We start from the raw sequence: 17,645 nt of genomic DNA, 5'->3' as shown, positions 1-17,645 counted from the left end.
AGGTGGCCGCCACACCCCGTTCTTCAACAACTACCGTCCGCAGTTCTACTTCCGCACCACCGACGTGACCGGCTCCATCGAACTGCCCGAAGGCAAGGAAATGGTCATGCCTGGCGACAACGTGAGCATCACCGTCAAGCTGATCGCTCCGATCGCCATGGAAGAAGGCCTGCGCTTTGCCATTCGTGAAGGCGGCCGCACCGTGGGCGCGGGCGTGGTGGCCAAGATCATCGAGTAATCGAGGTCTAGGGGTATAGCTCAACTGGCAGAGCGTCGGTCTCCAAAACCGAAGGTTGGGGGTTCGATTCCCTCTGCCCCTGCCACTGCTCTGCAGTGGCCTTTGAAGCCCGCCAAACCCTTGGCGGGCTTGTGTGTTGAATCGATGCGTGTTTGAAGTTCTGTCTTTGCACGCCATCTCTGGAAATACTGCCCAAGCATGGCAAGCACTCAAGTTGAAACCGTGAGCTCCGGTGCCGACAAGGCGCGACTGGCGATCGTCGGTCTGCTGGTCATCGGGGCGCTGGTGGCGTTCTATCTGCTGGGTGCCCAGGGTCCGCTGGTCCAGTGGGGTGGTTTGATTGCCGGTCTCGTGCTGGCCGCGGTGGTTTTCTTCACCTCCGAGTACGGCAAGCGCCTGGTCGCCTTTGGTCGTGATGCCTGGCGCGAGGTCAAGAAGGTCGTCTGGCCGTCGCGCAAGGAAACGCTGCAGACCACCGCTTTCGTGTTCGCCTTTGCGGTCGTGATGGCGTTGTTCCTGTGGCTCACCGACAAGACGCTCGAGTGGGTGCTGTACGACCTGGTTCTGGGTTGGAGGGGTTGATGAGCGACATCGCGGCAAATGAGATGGCGGCGGGCGAGGCGCGCAACCCCGACCTGAAGTGGTACGTCGTCCATGCCTATTCGGGCATGGAGAAGGCGGTGGAGCGCAATATCGTCGAGCGCATCAACCGCGCCGGCATGCAGTCCAAGTTCGGCCGCATCATGGTGCCGACGGAAGAGGTGGTCGAGATCAAGAGCGGCGTCAAGCGCACCACCGAGCGCAAGTTCTTCCCCGGCTATGTGCTGGTCGAGATGGTGATGGACGACGACACCTGGCACCTGGTGAAGCACACCAACAAGGTGACCGGCTTCGTCGGTGGCGCCAAGAACCGCCCGGCCCCCATCTCGGAAGACGAGGTCATGAAGATCGTCAACCAGATGCAGGAAGGCACCGAGAAGCCGCGCCACAAGGTCGAGTTCGAGGTGGGCGAATACGTCCGCGTCAAGGAAGGCCCGTTCACCGACTTCAACGGCACCGTCGAGGAAGTCAACTACGAGAAGAGCAAGGTGCGCGTGTCGGTCACGATCTTTGGTCGTGCCACGCCGGTCGAGCTGGAATTCGCCCAGATCGAGAAGGCCTGATATTGTTTTTATAGCTGTTGGCGCTCTCCGACTCTGCGCTGGCGGCCTTTTTGACCCAGAGTCGACAACCCCCGGGGAGCTTGGGATTGAAACCCAGGCGCATGTACCCGCAAGGAGTAAAGCATGGCGAAGAAGATCGTCGGCTTCATCAAGCTGCAAGTGCCGGCTGGTAAAGCCAACCCGTCGCCGCCCATTGGCCCTGCCCTGGGCCAGCGCGGTCTGAACATCATGGAGTTCTGCAAGGCGTTCAACGCCCAGACCCAGGGCGTCGAGCCCGGTCTGCCGCTGCCGGTGGTGATCACCGCCTTCGCGGACAAGAGCTTCACCTTCATCATCAAGACGCCGCCGGCGAACGTGCTGATCAAGAAGGCCATCAAGCTCGACAAGGGTTCGGCCAAGCCGAACACCGACAAGGTCGGCAAGATCACCCGGGCCCAGCTCGAGGAAATTGCCAAGACCAAGATGAAGGACATGACCGCCGCCGATCTGGACGCCGCCGTGCGCACGATCGCCGGCTCGGCCCGTTCGATGGGCGTCACCGTGGAGGGCGTGTAAATGGCCAAGCTGACCAAGAAACAGAAAGCCCAGGAAGGCAAGGTCGACTCGACCAAGCTGTACCCGCTGGCCGATGCGCTGGCGCTGGTGAAGGAGCATGCCACTGCCAAGTTCGATGAATCCATCGACGTGGCCGTGCAACTGGGCGTCGACGCCAAGAAATCCGACCAGGTCGTGCGTGGCGCTGTCGTGATGCCCAACGGCACCGGCAAGACCAAGCGCGTGGCCGTGTTCGCTCAAGGGCCGAAGGCCGAGGAAGCCAAGGCCGCCGGTGCCGACGTGGTCGGCATGGACGACCTGGCCGAGCAGGTGAAGGCTGGCAACATGCCCTTCGACGTGGTGATCGCAGCCCCCGACGCCATGCGCGTGGTCGGTACGCTGGGCCAGATCCTCGGGCCGCGCGGCCTGATGCCGAACCCCAAGGTCGGCACCGTGACGCCCGACGTCGCCACGGCGGTGAAGAATGCCAAGGCCGGTCAGGTGCAGTTCCGCGTCGACAAGGCCGGCATCATCCACGGCACCATCGGCCGTCGTTCGTTCGACACCGAGAAGCTGCAGGGCAACCTGGCCGCATTGATCGAGGCCCTGAACAAGGCCAAGCCCGCCACCAGCAAGGGTGTGTACCTGCGCAAGGTGGCGGTGTCGAGCACGATGGGTGTGGGCGTTCGCGTCGACACGCAGAGCATCAACGCTTGAGGCAAAGAATTCGGAGGCTGTCCGAAAGGTCAGCTTCCGACGTGGTGGGCCGGACTGGCTGCAAGCCGATCCGGGTCATCCAAGACCGCTGGTGCAGGGTGCAAACCCTGTTTAATGTGCTCTGATTTTCGGAGCTACCAGCGCAGATGGCGTACCCGCTGCAAAGGATTTTTCCTTGAAAGCAGTAGGTCGCTGCAAGAAGGCGCGCCGCCAGGCGAACGGCCATACGGCCTTCAGTCGAACGGCGCATTTTGAAGGAGTAGACCTTGAGTCTGAATCGCAGTGAGAAAGAAGCGGTCATCAAAGAAGTGACCGGCCTCGCCGCTAAAGCTCAAACGCTCGTGATGGCGGAGTACCGCGGCGTCACGGTGGCTGACATGACCAAACTGCGCAGCGAAGCGCGCAGCAACGGCGTGGCCCTGAGTGTGTTGAAGAACACCCTGGCCCGTCGTGCTGTCGCCGGCAGCGGGTTTGAAGTGGCAGCTGACCAGATGACCGGTCCGCTGATCTACGGCTTCTCCGAAGACGCAGTGGCCGCTGCCAAGGTGGTGGCCGATTTCGCGAAGACCAACGACAAGCTGGTCATCCGCGGTGGCGTCTACGGTGGCAAGGCCCTGGATGCGAACGGCGTGAAGCAGCTGGCCAGCATTCCCTCCAAGGAAGTGCTGCTGGCGCAGCTGTGCGGCTTGCTCATGTCGCCCGTTTCCCGCACCGCCGTGGTGCTGGGCGCGCTGGCGGCCAAGAAGGGCGAAGGCGAAGCGGCCGCTGCCTGAACAGGGCGCGGCTGATTGGTAACCCATACTGTTTTCTAGGAATTGATCATGGCATTTGATAAAGACGCATTTCTGACCGCGCTGGACAGCATGACGGTCATGGAGCTCAACGACCTGGTGAAAGCCATCGAAGAGAAGTTCGGCGTGAGCGCCGCAGCCATGGCTGCCCCGGCAGCCGGTGGTGCCGGCGGTGGCGCAGCGGCCGCAGCCGAAGAGAAGACCGAATTCGACCTGGTGCTGACGGACGCCGGCGCCCAGAAGGTGGGCGTCATCAAGGCCGTGCGCGAGATCACCGGCCTGGGCCTGAAGGAAGCCAAGGACCTGGTGGACGGCGCACCGAAGACCGTCAAGGAAGCCATGCCCAAGGCCGACGCCGAAGCCGCTCAGAAGAAGCTGGTGGAAGCTGGCGCCAAGGCCGAGCTCAAGTAAATCGGCCTGGAGCACTCCGCGCGGCGCGTTTTCCCTCGCTCCGCGCGGCAGGTTCCACCGATTTGCAGGCTGGTTGGTCAACCAGCCTTTTGCGCTTTCAGAGCGCACCTGAAAATCCCGCGCCAAAGTGGGGTTTTCAAGTGTCTTCTGATCCCGACTGCAGAAGACCACTTGGTTCGGGCCGCGTGCAATGCGCGGTCGTCCGCCATCGGCTGGTAGTGGCCAGTCACCAAGCATTGATCAGGCCGCGCCGCGCCCTGATGTCTTAGTCGCCAGATGTCCAGGACTTCCTCAGTCAACGCCCGGAGATTTCATGGCCTATACCTTTACCGAACGCAAGCGCATCCGCAAGAGCTTTGGCACCCGCGAGAGCGTGCTTCAGGTGCCTTATCTGCTGCAGATGCAGAAAGATGCCTACACGGCCTTCCTGCAGGCTGACACGCCACCCAAGAAACGCACGCATGAAGGCCTTCAGGCCGCGTTCGAATCGGCCTTCCCCATCGTCTCGCACAACGGCTTCGTCGAGATGAAGTTCGTCGAGTACAACCTGGCCAAGCCCGCGTTCGACGTGCGCGAATGCCAGACGCGCGGCCTGACCTTCTCGTCGGCCGTGCGCGCGCGCGTGCAGCTCATCATCTACGACCGCGAATCCTCCACGCCGCAATCCAAGGTGGTCAAGGAAGTGAAGGAGCAGGAGGTCTACATGGGCGAGGTGCCCCTGATGACCGACAAGGGCTCGTTCATCGTCAACGGCACCGAGCGCGTGATCGTGTCGCAGCTGCACCGCTCGCCCGGCGTGTTCTTCGAGCACGACAAGGGCAAGACCCACAGCTCGGGCAAGCTGCTGTTCTCGGCGCGCATCATTCCCTACCGCGGCTCGTGGCTGGACTTCGAATTCGACCCGAAGGACATCCTGTTCTTCCGCGTCGACCGTCGCCGCAAGATGCCGGTCACCATCCTGCTCAAGGCCATCGGCCTGAACCCCGAGCAGATCCTGGCGAACTTCTTCGTCAACGACAACTTCCGCCTGATGGACAGCGGCGCGCAGATGGAGTTCGTGGCCGATCGCCTGAAGGGCGAGGTGGCGCGTTTCGACATCACCGACAAGTCTGGCAAGGTGGTGGTGGCCAAGGACAAGCGCATCACCGCGCGTCACACGCGCGAGATGGAGCAGTCGGGCACCACCCATATCAGCGTGCCCGAGGACTTCCTCGTCGGCCGCGTGGTGGCCAAGAACGTGGTCGATCCCGACACCGGCGAGATCATCGCCAAGGCCAACGACGAGCTGACCGACGCGCTGCTGAAGAAGCTGCGCGAGGCCGGCGTGCAGGAGCTGCAGGCCATCTACACCAACGAGCTCGACCAGGGCGCCTACATCTCGCAGACGCTGCGCGCCGACGAGACCGCCGACGAGTTCGCCGCCCGCGTGGCCATCTACCGCATGATGCGCCCCGGCGAGCCGCCGACCGAGGACGCCGTGCAGGCCCTCTTCCAGCGCCTGTTCTACAACCCCGACACCTACGACCTGTCGCGCGTCGGCCGCATGAAGTTCAACGCCAAGGTGGGTCGCGATGAATCCACCGGCCCGATGGTGCTGACCAACGAGGACATCCTCGCCGTGGTCAAGATCCTGGTCGAGCTGCGCAACGGCCGTGGCGAGGTGGACGACATCGACCATTTGGGCAACCGCCGCGTGCGCTGTGTGGGCGAACTGGCCGAGAACCAGTACCGCACCGGCCTGGCGCGCATCGAGAAGGCCGTGAAGGAGCGCTTGGGCCAGGCCGAGCAGGACCCGCTGATGCCGCACGACCTGATCAACTCCAAGCCGATTTCCGCGGCGCTCAAGGAGTTCTTCGGCGCGTCGCAGCTGTCGCAGTTCATGGACCAGACCAACCCGCTGGCCGAGATTACGCACAAGCGCCGCGTTTCGGCCCTGGGCCCGGGCGGCCTGACGCGCGAGCGTGCCGGCTTCGAGGTGCGCGACGTGCACGTGACGCACTACGGACGCGTCTGCCCGATCGAGACGCCGGAAGGCCCGAACATCGGCCTGATCAACTCGCTGGCGCTGTACGCGCGCCTGAACGAATACGGCTTCATCGAGACGCCGTACCGCCGCGTGGTGGATGGCAAGGTGACCGACCAGATCGACTACCTGTCGGCCATCGAGGAAGGCAAGTACGTCATCGCGCAGGCCAACGCCGTGCTCGACAAGGAAGGCCGCCTGACGGGTGAGCTGGTCTCCGCGCGTGAAGCCGGCGAATCCATCCTGGTCGGTGCCGAGCGCATCCAGTACATGGACGTGTCGCCGGCGCAGATCGTGTCGGTGGCGGCATCGCTGGTGCCCTTCCTGGAGCACGACGACGCCAACCGCGCACTGATGGGCGCCAACATGTCGCGCCAGGCCGTGCCCGTGCTGCGGCCCGAGAAGCCGCTGGTCGGCACCGGCATCGAGCGCGTGGCCGCCATCGACTCGGGCACCGTGGTCACGGCGCGCCGTGGCGGCGTGGTCGACTACGTCGACGCCACCCGCATCGTGATCCGCGTCAACGACGACGAGGCCGTGGCCGGTGAAGTGGGCGTGGACATCTACAACCTCATCAAGTACCAGCGTTCCAACCAGAACACCAACATCCACCAGCGCCCCATCGTCAAGAAGGGCGACAAGCTGGCCAAGGGCGACGTGATCGCCGACGGCGCCTCGACCGACCTGGGTGAGATCGCCATCGGCCAGAACATGCTGATCGCCTTCATGCCCTGGAACGGCTACAACTTCGAGGACTCGATCCTGATCAGCGAACGCGTGGTGGCCGACGACCGCTACACCAGCATCCACATCGAGGAACTGGTGGTGATGGCGCGCGACACCAAGCTGGGCGCCGAGGAGATCACGCGCGACATCCCGAACCTGAGCGAGCAGCAGCTGAACCGCCTGGACGAGTCCGGCATCATCTACGTGGGTGCCGAGGTGATGCCCGGCGACACGCTGGTGGGCAAGGTCACGCCCAAGGGCGAGACCACGCTGACGCCCGAGGAGAAGCTGCTGCGCGCCATCTTCGGCGAAAAGGCCAGCGACGTGAAGGACACCTCGCTGCGCGTCGACCAGGGCTCCCAGGGCACGGTGATCGACGTGCAGGTGTTCACCCGCGAAGGCATCCAGCGCGACAAGCGCGCGCAGCAGATCATCGACGACGAGCTGAAGCGCTACCGCCTGGACCTGAACGACCAGCTGCGCATCGTCGAGGCCGACGCCTTCGACCGCATCGAGAAGCTGCTGGTGGGCAAGGCCGCCAACGGCGGCCCCAACCGCATCGCCAAGGGCACCAAGATCGACAAGGCCTACATGGCCTCGGTCGACAAGTACCACTGGTTCGACATCCGCCCGGCCGAGGACGACGTCGCCGCCCAGCTGGAGAGCATCAAGGCCTCCATCGAGCAGCAGCGCCACAGCTTCGATCTGGCCTTCGAGGAAAAGCGCAAGAAGCTCACGCAAGGCGACGAGCTGCCCGCCGGCGTGCTGAAGATGGTCAAGGTGTACCTGGCCGTCAAGCGCCGCTTGCAGCCCGGCGACAAGATGGCCGGCCGCCACGGCAACAAGGGCGTGGTGTCCAAGATCGTTCCGGTCGAGGACATGCCCTACATGGCCGACGGCACGCCCGCCGACATCGTGCTCAACCCGCTGGGCGTGCCCTCGCGCATGAACGTGGGCCAGGTGCTCGAGGTGCACCTGGGCTGGGCCGGCAAGGGCATCGGCCAGCGCATCAACGAGATGCTGCAGGGCGAGCAGCGCGTGGCCAAGGTGCGCAAGTACCTGGAGGAGCTCTACAACAGCACAGGCCGCACCGAAGAGCTGTCGAAGCTGAGCGACGAGCAGCTGCTGGAAATGGCGGGCAACCTGACCGGCGGCATGCCGTTCGCCACGCCGGTGTTCGACGGTGCCGACGAGCAGGAAATCCTCGACATGCTCAGGCTGGCCTACCCTGAAGAGGTGGCCCAGGCCAAGGGCCTCACGGCCACGCGCACGCAGGCCTACCTGTACGACGGCCGCACCGGCGACGCCTTCGAGCGCCCGACGACCATCGGCTACATGCACTTCCTTAAGCTGCACCACCTGGTCGACGACAAGATGCACGCGCGTTCCACCGGCCCGTACTCGCTGGTCACGCAGCAGCCGCTGGGCGGCAAGGCGCAGTTCGGCGGCCAGCGTTTCGGCGAGATGGAAGTGTGGGCGCTGGAGGCCTATGGCGCCTCGTACACGCTGCAGGAGATGCTGACCGTGAAGTCCGACGACGTGCAGGGCCGCACCAAGGTGTACGAGAGCATCGTCAAGGGCGAACACTCGATCGACGCCGGCATGCCCGAGTCGTTCAACGTGCTGGTCAAGGAAATCCGCTCGCTGGGCCTCGACATCGAGCTCGAGCGTTCCTGAGGCGCCACGGCTGCAATGAAAAAGTGAGCTGTTTGCGCCCGTCTGTAAAGGATTTCAGATGGTTTTCTATCTGAAATCCTTGTATATAAAGCGCAAACAGCTATCAAATTTTGAGATGAAAAGGGCAAGAGTCACATGAAATCGCTACTCGACCTGTTCAAGCAATTCACGCCGGATGAGCACTTCGACGCCATCCGCATCGGCCTCGCCTCGCCCGAGAAGATCCGTTCGTGGTCCTTCGGTGAAGTCAAGAAGCCGGAAACCATCAACTACCGCACCTTCAAGCCCGAGCGCGACGGCCTGTTCTGCGCCAAGATCTTCGGCCCGATCAAGGACTACGAGTGCCTGTGCGGCAAGTACAAGCGCCTGAAGCACCGCGGCGTGATCTGCGAGAAGTGCGGCGTCGAAGTCACCCAGACCAAGGTGCGCCGCGAGCGCATGGGCCACATCGACCTGGCCGCGCCCTGCGCCCACATCTGGTTCCTGAAGTCGCTGCCGTCGCGTCTGGGCATGGTGCTCGACATGACGCTGCGCGACATCGAGCGCGTGCTGTACTTCGAGGCCTACGTCGTCACCGACCCCGGCATGACGCCGCTGAAGAAGTTCAGCATCATGAGCGAGGACGACTACGACGCCAAGCGCAAGGAATACGGCGACGAGTTCGTCGCGCGCATGGGCGCCGAGGGCATCAAGGAGCTGCTGGAAGGCATCGACCTCGACATCGAGATCGAGAAGCTGCGCGGCGACCTCACGGGCTCCGAAGTCAAGATCAAGAAGAACGCCAAGCGCCTGAAGGTGCTGGAGGCGTTCAAGAAGTCCGGCATCAAGCCCGAGTGGATGGTGCTGGACGTGCTGCCCGTGCTGCCGCCCGACCTGCGCCCGCTGGTGCCGCTGGACGGCGGCCGCTTCGCCACGAGCGACCTGAACGACCTGTACCGCCGCGTCATCAACCGCAACAGCCGCCTGCGCCGCCTGCTGGAGCTGAAGGCGCCCGAGATCATCGCGCGCAACGAAAAGCGCATGCTGCAGGAAGCCGTGGACAGCCTGCTGGACAACGGCCGCCGCGGCAAGGCCATGACGGGCGCCAACAAGCGCGCGCTGAAGTCGCTGGCCGACATGATCAAGGGCAAGAGCGGCCGCTTCCGCCAGAACCTGCTGGGCAAGCGCGTCGACTACTCGGGCCGTTCGGTCATCACCGTGGGCCCCACGCTCAAGCTGCACCAGTGCGGCCTGCCCAAGCTGATGGCGCTGGAGCTGTTCAAGCCCTTCATCTTCGCCCGCCTCGAGGCCATGGGCATCGCCACCACCATCAAGGCGGCCAAGAAGGAGGTGGAAGCCGGCACGCCGGTGGTGTGGGACATCCTGGAAGAAGTCATCACCGAGCACCCGGTGCTGCTGAACCGTGCGCCCACGCTGCACCGCCTGGGCATCCAGGCGTTCGAGCCGATCCTGATCGAGGGCAAGGCGATCCAGCTGCACCCGCTGGTGTGCGCGGCCTTCAACGCCGACTTCGACGGCGACCAGATGGCCGTGCACGTGCCGCTGTCGGTCGAGGCGCAGATGGAAGCCCGCACGCTGATGCTGGCCTCCAACAACGTGCTGTTCCCGGCCTCGGGCGAGCCCTCCATCGTGCCTTCTCAGGACGTGGTGCTGGGTCTGTACTACACCACGCGCGACCGCATCAACGGCAAGGGCGAGGGCCTGGTGTTCTCCGACGTGGGCGAGGTGCAGCGCGCGCTGGACGCGGGCGTGGCCGAACTCACCGCCAAGATCAGCGTGCGCATGACCGAGTGGTCCAAGGACAAGACCAGCGGCGAACTGGTGCCCTCCACCAGCCTGGTCGAGACGACCGTGGGCCGCGCGCTGCTGAGCGAAATCCTGCCCAAGGGCCTGCCGTTCTCGCTGATGAACAAGGCGCTGAAGAAGAAGGAAATCTCGCGCCTGATCAACGCATCCTTCCGCAAGTGCGGCCTGAAGGAAACCGTGGTGTTTGCCGACAAGCTGCTGCAGAACGGCTTCCGCCTGGCCACGCGCGCCGGCATCTCGATCGCCATCGAGGACATGCTGGTGCCGCAGGAGAAGACGCACATCATCGAGCGCGCCGAGAAGGAAGTGAAGGAGATCGAGCAGCAGTACGTCTCGGGCCTGGTCACCGCCGGCGAGCGCTACAACAAGGTGGTGGACATCTGGGGCAAGGCCGGCGACGAGGTGTCGAAGGTCATGATGGCCCAGCTGGCCAAGCAGAAGACCACCGACCGCCACGGCAAGGAAGTCGAGCAGGAGTCGTTCAACTCCATCTACATGATGGCCGACTCGGGCGCGCGCGGTTCCGCGGCGCAGATTCGCCAGCTGGCCGGCATGCGCGGCCTGATGGCCAAGCCCGACGGCTCGATCATCGAGACGCCCATCACGGCCAACTTCCGTGAAGGCCTGAACGTGCTGCAGTACTTCATCTCGACGCACGGCGCACGCAAGGGCCTGGCCGACACGGCGCTGAAGACCGCCAACTCGGGCTACCTGACGCGCCGCCTGGTCGACGTGACGCAGGACCTGGTGGTGACCGAGGACGATTGCGGCACCAGCGACGGCTCGGTGATGCGCGCCATTGTCGAGGGTGGCGAGATCATCGAATCGCTGCGCGAGCGCATCCTGGGCCGCACCGCGGCCGAGGACCTGGTCAACCCCGAGAACCAGGAAGTGGTGGTGCAGGCCGGCCAGATGCTGGACGAGGACGCCATCGACGAGCTGGAGAACGCTGGCATCGACGAGGTGCGCGTGCGCACCGCGCTGACCTGCGCCACGCGCTTCGGCATCTGCGCCAAGTGCTACGGCCGCGATCTGGGCCGCGGCGGCCTGGTGAACATGGGCGAGGCCGTGGGCGTGATCGCCGCGCAGTCGATCGGCGAACCCGGCACGCAGCTGACCATGCGCACCTTCCACATCGGCGGTGCGGCGTCGCGCGCGGCGGTGGCCAGCAGTGTCGAGGCCAAGTCCAACGGCTCGATCGGCTTCAACCCGACCATGCGCTACGTGACCAACAGCCGCGGCGAGCTGGTGGTGATTTCGCGTTCCGGCGAGATCACCATCCACGACGAACACGGCCGCGAGCGCGAGCGCCACAAGGTGCCCTACGGCGCCACGCTGACGGTGAAGGCCGACCAGGCCATCAAGGCCGGCACCATCCTGGCCAACTGGGACCCGCTGACGCGCCCGATCATTACCGAGTACGCGGGTACCGTGAAGTTCGAGAACGTCGAAGAGGGCCTGACGGTGGCCAAGCAGGTGGACGAGGTCACCGGCCTGTCGACGCTGGTGGTGATCGATCCGAAGCGCCGCGGCTCGGCCAAGATCGTGCGTCCGCAGGTCAAGCTGATCGACCTGGAAGGCAAGGAAGTCAAGATTCCCGGCACCGACCACTCGGTGACCATCGGCTTCCAGGTGGGCGCGCTGATCCAGGTGCGCGACGGCCAGGAAGTCGGCCCCGGCGAGGTGCTGGCGCGCATTCCGGTGGAAGGCCAGAAGACGCGCGATATCACGGGCGGTCTGCCGCGCGTGGCCGAGCTGTTCGAGGCCCGCACGCCCAAGGACAAGGGCACGCTGGCCGAGCAGACCGGCACCGTGTCGTTCGGCAAGGAGACCAAGGGCAAGATCCGCCTGCAGATCACCGACCCGGATGGCAAGGTGTGGGAAGAGCTGATCCCCAAGGAGAAGAACATCCTGGTGCACGAAGGCCAGGTGGTGAACAAGGGCGAGCACATCGTCGACGGCCCGGCCGACCCGCAGGACATCCTGCGCCTGCTGGGCATGGAAGAGCTGGCGCGCTACATCGTCGACGAGGTGCAGGACGTCTACCGCCTGCAAGGCGTGAAGATCAACGACAAGCACATCGAGGTGATCGTGCGCCAGATGCTGCGCCGCGTCGTGGTCGAGAACCCTGGCGAGTCGTCCTACATCGCTGGCGAGCAGGTCGAGCGCTCGGAGATCCTCAACACCAACGAGGCGCTGCAGGCCGAGGGCAAGATTCCCGCCACCTACTCCAACGTGCTGCTGGGCATCACCAAGGCCTCGCTGTCCACCGACAGCTTCATCAGCGCCGCGTCGTTCCAGGAGACGACCCGTGTGCTGACCGAAGCCGCCATCATGGGCAAGCGCGACGAGTTGCGTGGCCTGAAGGAGAACGTCATCGTCGGCCGCCTGATCCCGGCGGGCACCGGCCTGGCCTACCACCAGGCGCGCAAGGTGAAGGACCAGATGGACGAGGCCGAGCGCCGCGCCATCGCCGAAGCCGAAGCCGCCGAACTGGCCGAGGCCACGGAAGCAGGCGAGGCCGGCGAAGTCACCGCCACCGGCGAGGACGCCGCCGCGGATTGATCGGCCCGGCCCTGCCGCAGGAGCGCCCTGCCGTTTGCACCCGCAGGCGGCAGGGCGCTTTTATTTTGGTAGCTGCTTGCGCCCTTCATATAACGATTTCATAATGATTTGTATATGAAATCAAGGCATAGCAGGCGCAAGCAGCTATTATTTTTGAGGCATCATGTTCAGCTTCTCGCTCTGGTTCTGGGCCCTGCTGGCGCTGCTGTTCTTCTGGGCCATCGGCGCCTACAACCGCCTGGTGCGTCTGCGGTCGGCGGTGGTCAAGGCGTTCGCCGTGCTCGACGAGCAACTGGTGCGGCAGCTGGTCTGGGTGCAGGGCTGCCTGCCCGAGGCCATGCGCGGCGGCGCCGTCACGGCGCCGGGCGAGCTGCAGGACGAGGTCACCGCGGCCTGGGCGCGGCTGCACGCGGCCAGCGAGCAGTTCGCCGTCGCCCTGGCGCAGGCGCGGGCGCAACCCATCGACGTGCCCGGCATGGCCAGTCTGGTGATGGCGCACGAGGCCTTGCGCACCGCCTGGGCCAGCGCGCTGGCCGACGCCGTGCCGCCCGACGCCGTGCCCTCGGCCGAACGGCTGCAGTCGCGCTGGATGCGGCTGCTGCACCAGTCGCTGCCGCTGCGCACGGCCTTCAACGACGCGGCCCAGGCCTACAACCAGGCCATCGCGCAGTTTCCCGCCGCCGTGGTGGCGCGTCTGTTCGGCTTCAGGCCCGCCGGCACCGTCACGCGGCTGGCCGAGGGGCGTTGAGCGTATGAACCCCCGGGCCGAATCCGCGCCGCCGCTGTGGCGACAGCTGCAGCTGGTGGCGCAAGCCGTGCAGGGCGTGCGTGAAGGGCGCTCGCTGTCGGCCCAGCTCGAGCAGGTGGAGCCGGCGTTGCGCCCCGGCGTGCAGGCGCTGTCGTTCCATGCCCTGCGCTGGCTGGGCACGGCCGAGGTGCTGCGCCGCGCGCTGGCCCGGCGCGCACCGCCGCCGGCCGTCGATGCGCTGCTGTGCACCGCGCTGGCGCTGGCGCAGCCCGAGCCCGATGCGCTGTACGAGCCGTTCACCCTGGTCAACCAGACGGTCGAAGCCGCGCGCCGGCAGCCGGCACTGCGTGTGCAATCCGCCTTCATCAACGCCTGCCTGCGCCGCTTTCTGCGCGAACGCGCGGCGCTGATGGCCACGGCCCTGCAGGACCCGGTGGCGCGCTGGAACCACCCGCGCTGGTGGGTCGAGCGCCTGAAGCGCGATCACCCGGGCCACTGGCAGGCGATTCTGGCGGCGGCGCAGCAGCCGGCGCCGATGGACTTGCGCGTGAATCTGCAGCGCACCAGCGTCGAGGCGTTCAGCGCCGATCTGGCGCGCCACGGCCTGCAGGCCGATGTGCTGGGCGGCGCTGCGGTGCGCCTGCACAAGCCGCTGCCGGTGCAGGCCATTCCGGGTTTCGCCGAAGGCCACGCCTCGGTGCAATCCGCCGCGGCACAGCGCGCGGCGCCCTTGCTGCTGGACGGCTGGCAGGGCGCTGCGCCTGCCGTGCTGGACGCCTGCGCCGCCCCCGGCGGCAAGACCGCGCACCTGCTCGAACTCTGCGCCGATGCACGGGTCACGGCGCTGGAGATCGACGCCGTGCGCAGCGCCCGCATCCGCGACAACCTGCAGCGCCTGGGCCTGCAGGCCGATGTGCGCGTGGCCGATGCGGCCGACTTGCCCGGCTGGTGGCGTGGCGAGCGCTACGACGCCATCCTGCTCGACGCGCCCTGCAGCGCCTCGGGCATCGTCAGTCGCCACCCCGATGTGCGCTGGCTGCGCCGCGAGTCCGACATCGCCCAGCTGGCGGCGCAGCAGGACCGCCTGCTGCAGGCGCTGTGGCCGCTGCTGCAGCCCGGCGGGCGTCTGCTGTACTGCACCTGCTCGGTGTTCGTGCAGGAGGGGCGTGACCGGGTCGAGGCGTTCCTTGCGCACCACAGCGATGCCCGATTGCTGCCCTCCCCAGGCCATTTATTGCCTGGGGCGCCCGAAGGGGCGGGCGCGCTTGGCGACAATGGGGCCCGTGACGATGGCTTTTATTACGCGCTGCTGCACAAGCGCCCTGCCTAGCCGCCGGCTGCTGGTTTGGCTGCTGACCTGCTGCCTGGGCCTGGTCGGCGTGGCGCGTGCCGAGAACGCCGAGCTGGCGGCCCTGCGGGTCGAACGGGCCGACGATGGCCTGTTCCTGACCGCGCGTGTCGATTTCCGGCTGTCCCCCGTGGTCGAGGACGCCTTGCACAAGGGCATCGCGGTGCATTTCGTGGCCGAGGCCGAGGTGATGCGCGAGCGCTGGTACTGGTACGACCAGAAGGCGGCGTCCGCACACCGCTACATGCGCGTGACCTACCAGCCGCTGACGCGGCGCTGGCGCCTGAACACCTCGTCCGAACCGCTGGTCAACGCCGGCCTGGGCGTCAGCCTGGCCCAGAACTACGACTCGCTGGAGGAGGTCATCGCCGCCGTGCAGCGCATCGGCCGCTGGAAGATCGCCGAGCCGGGTGAACTGGGCGGCAGTGGCCGCCACATGCTGCGCTTCCGCTTCCGGCTCGATGGCAGCCAGTTGCCGCGCACGCTGCAACTGGGCTCGGTCGGGCAGCCGGACTGGGTGGTGTCGGTCGAGCGGCGCATCGACCTGACGCAGGAGCTGGGCCGGTGACCGAGGCGCCGCTGGTCGTGCCGGGTATCGAGGATTCGCGCCGCAAGCGGCTGGGGCGCTGGGCGCTGGCGGTGGCCATCGCGCTGCTGGTGGGCATCGGCCTGCTGCTGATCTTCCTGCTGGCCCAGGCCACCAACAACCGCCTGCTGTACGAGCGCTACTACACGCGCCTGTTCGCCATCAACGTGGCAGTGGCCGGCGTGCTGCTGCTGGTCATCGGCTGGGGCATCTACCGCCTGGTGATGCGCTTGCGCCGCGGCAAGTTCGGAAGCCGGCTGCTGATCAAGCTGGCGGCCATCTTCGGCCTGGTGGGCGTGCTGCCGGGGCTGCTGATCTACGTCGTGTCCTACCAGTTCGTGTCGCGCTCCATCGAGTCGTGGTTCGACATCAAGGTGGAGGGAGCGCTCGAATCCGGCCTGACGCTGGCGCGCACCTCGCTGGACACCCAGGCGCGGGATTTCGGCAACCAGTTGCGCGCCGCATCCGCCGCCGTGGCAGAAACGCCTGAAGCCCTGGCCGCCTTGCCGCTGGAGAACCTGCGCACGCAGCTGGGCGCCAGCGACGTGACGCTGTGGAGCGGGGCCGGGCGCCTGATCGCCAGCGCCGGGCAGTCGCGGTTTCAGCTGACCCCGGAGCGCCCCAGCGCGCAGATGCTGCGCAACCTGCGCGCGCAGGGCATGGCCACGCAGATCGAAGGCCTGGACGATGTCACGACCGGCGAGGCCGCCCCTGCGGCACGCATTCGCGCCCTGGTGCTGGTCAGCGGACGTTCGATAGGGCTGGTGGGCGAGCAGCGCCTGCTGCAGGCCGTGCAGCCGCTGCCCACGGCGCTGGTCACCCATGCGCTGGCAGTGCAGGAGGCCAACCGCGAATACCAGGAGCGGGCGCTGGGCCGCGAAGGCCTGCGCCGCATGTACATCGGCACGCTCACGCTCAGCCTGTTCCTGTCGGTGTTCGGGGCGGTGCTGCTGGCGGTGGTGCTGGGCAAGCAACTGGCCACGCCGCTGCTGATGCTGGCGGACGGCGTGCGGCAGGTGGCGGCCGGCGACCTGACGCCCAAGGTCATCCTGCGAGGTCGCGACGAACTGGTCGGCCTGACGCGTTCGTTCGCCGACATGACGCAACAGCTGGCGGATGCCCGCGCCGCCGTCGACGCCAGCATGCGTGAGGTCGATGCCGCGCGCGCGCACCTGCAGACCATCCTCGACAACCTGACGGCGGGCGTCATCGTGCTCGACCGCCAGGGCTTCATCCAGTCGGCCAACCCCGGTGCCACGCGGGTGCTGCGTGCCCCCCTGGCGGCCAGCACCGGCCGCCCGCTGGGCAGCCTGCCTGGCCTCGAGGACTTCGGCGCTGACGTCGATGCCCAGTTTGCCGACTTCGAAGGCCAACGACTGGAGCACGGGCTGGAGAACTGGCAGAAGTCGTTCGAGCTGTACGGCCATGCCGGTGGTGGTGTGGCCGCCGACGCCGTCACCCTGATCGCCCGCGGCGCGGCGCTGCCGGGCGGGCTGCGTCTGTTGGTGTTCGACGACATCTCCGAGATCGTCTCGGCCCAGCGCGCGCAGGCCTGGGGCGAGGTGGCGCGCCGCCTGGCGCACGAGATCAAGAACCCGCTCACGCCCATCCAGCTGTCTGCCGAGCGGCTGGAGCGCAAGCTGGCCGACAAGCTGGCCGAACCTGAACATGCCCTGCTCACCAAGGCCGTGCGCACCATCGTCGATCAGGTCGACGCGATGAAGCGCCTGGTCAACGAATTCCGCGACTACGCCCGGCTGCCCAGTGCCGAACTCAAGCCGGTGGACCTGAATGCCCTGGTCGGCCAGGTGCTGCAGCTTTACGGCGGTGCGGCCGATTCAGGCCAGGAATGGCGGGTGCCCCTGCGCTTCGAGTGCGATGAGTCCTGCCCGCCGATCCTGGGCGATGCGCAGCAATTGCGGCAGGTGATTCACAACCTGGTGCAGAACGCGATCGATGCATCCGGTGAACCATCGGACGGCGAGGCCGAGGAGAGCGATGCCCAGGTCGTGGTACGTACACAATGGCTCGAGGCCACGCAGCGCGTTCGCCTGAGCGTGATCGACAGTGGCCACGGTTTTTCAGATGCTATCCTCAAGCGCGCCTTCGAACCCTACGTGACCACCAAGGCCAAGGGCACGGGCCTGGGCCTGGCAGTGGTCAAGAAGATCGCCGAGGAACACGGCGCGCGCCTCGATGTATCCAATCGCATCAGCGATGGCCGAATCCTCGGGGCGCAAGTATCGTTATCATTCGAGCCGGCTTCGCGCGAGGCCGATGCTTCCGCCTAGAACGACACAGAGAACAAACAC

Annotated in this window: 13 protein-coding genes and 1 tRNA gene; all 14 read left to right on the top strand. The window is 66.1% G+C overall.

From position 1 onward, the window contains the following. Positions 1-238 (top strand): EF-Tu C-terminal domain-related protein (locus tag ACFSCU_RS03380; protein WP_377559908.1); only part of this gene is annotated, 238 nt, incomplete at its 5' end. Positions 239-247: 9 nt separating this feature from the next. Next, positions 248-323: transfer RNA gene (locus tag ACFSCU_RS03375), tRNA-Trp, on the top strand. A gap of 113 nt (positions 324-436) precedes the next feature. After that, positions 437-820 carry a preprotein translocase subunit SecE gene (secE, locus tag ACFSCU_RS03370; protein ID WP_377559906.1) on the top strand — a complete coding sequence of 128 codons (384 nt, stop codon included), beginning with the start codon at positions 437-439 and terminating at the stop codon, positions 818-820. Beyond that, on the top strand, positions 820-1,401 hold the full coding sequence (gene nusG, locus ACFSCU_RS03365) for a transcription termination/antitermination protein NusG (RefSeq protein WP_377559904.1): 582 nt from the start codon (positions 820-822) through the stop codon (positions 1,399-1,401). The genes secE and nusG overlap by 1 nt, the downstream gene beginning before the upstream one ends. 123 nt (positions 1,402-1,524) lie before the next feature. After that, a complete protein-coding gene (gene rplK / locus ACFSCU_RS03360; RefSeq protein ID WP_180550110.1) occupies positions 1,525-1,956 on the top strand; it encodes a 50S ribosomal protein L11 in 432 nt (143 codons plus the stop codon). Beyond that, a complete protein-coding gene (rplA, locus tag ACFSCU_RS03355) occupies positions 1,957-2,652 on the top strand; it encodes a 50S ribosomal protein L1 (RefSeq protein WP_180550108.1) in 696 nt (231 codons plus the stop codon). A 266-nt stretch (positions 2,653-2,918) separates the two neighbouring features. After that, positions 2,919-3,425, top strand: coding sequence for a 50S ribosomal protein L10 (gene rplJ, locus ACFSCU_RS03350; RefSeq protein ID WP_377559900.1), 507 nt, complete (start codon positions 2,919-2,921; stop codon positions 3,423-3,425). Positions 3,426-3,473: 48 nt separating this feature from the next. Beyond that, positions 3,474-3,854, top strand: a complete 381-nt coding sequence (gene rplL, locus ACFSCU_RS03345; protein ID WP_180550107.1) for a 50S ribosomal protein L7/L12 — start codon at positions 3,474-3,476, stop codon at positions 3,852-3,854. 313 nt (positions 3,855-4,167) lie between these two features. After that, the gene (gene rpoB / locus ACFSCU_RS03340; RefSeq protein ID WP_377559897.1) at positions 4,168-8,280 is read left to right on the top strand and encodes a DNA-directed RNA polymerase subunit beta; all 4,113 of its coding nucleotides are present in this window, start codon (positions 4,168-4,170) and stop codon (positions 8,278-8,280) included. A gap of 135 nt (positions 8,281-8,415) precedes the next feature. After that, positions 8,416-12,651, top strand: coding sequence for a DNA-directed RNA polymerase subunit beta' (gene rpoC, locus ACFSCU_RS03335; RefSeq protein WP_180550105.1), 4,236 nt, complete (start codon positions 8,416-8,418; stop codon positions 12,649-12,651). A 163-nt stretch (positions 12,652-12,814) separates the two neighbouring features. Further along, positions 12,815-13,399, top strand: coding sequence for a LemA family protein (locus ACFSCU_RS03330; protein ID WP_180550104.1), 585 nt, complete (start codon positions 12,815-12,817; stop codon positions 13,397-13,399). A 4-nt stretch (positions 13,400-13,403) separates the two neighbouring features. Further along, positions 13,404-14,729, top strand: a complete 1,326-nt coding sequence (gene rsmB / locus ACFSCU_RS03325; RefSeq protein ID WP_377559895.1) for a 16S rRNA (cytosine(967)-C(5))-methyltransferase RsmB — start codon at positions 13,404-13,406, stop codon at positions 14,727-14,729. Continuing rightward, complete coding sequence (locus tag ACFSCU_RS03320) at positions 14,689-15,315, top strand: DUF4390 domain-containing protein (protein ID WP_377559893.1); 627 nt, start codon at positions 14,689-14,691, stop codon at positions 15,313-15,315. The genes rsmB and ACFSCU_RS03320 overlap by 41 nt, the downstream gene beginning before the upstream one ends. Then, the gene (locus ACFSCU_RS03315) at positions 15,312-17,624 is read left to right on the top strand and encodes a sensor histidine kinase (RefSeq protein WP_377559891.1); all 2,313 of its coding nucleotides are present in this window, start codon (positions 15,312-15,314) and stop codon (positions 17,622-17,624) included. Before ACFSCU_RS03320 ends, ACFSCU_RS03315 begins: the two co-directional genes overlap by 4 nt. Positions 17,625-17,645 lie beyond the last annotated feature (21 nt).

The organism is Ottowia beijingensis (assembly GCF_042680925.1).
In the GTDB taxonomy this organism is placed as follows: Bacteria; Pseudomonadota; Gammaproteobacteria; order Burkholderiales; family Burkholderiaceae_C; genus Ottowia; species Ottowia beijingensis.
This window is presented reverse-complemented; position numbering and strand designations above follow the sequence as displayed.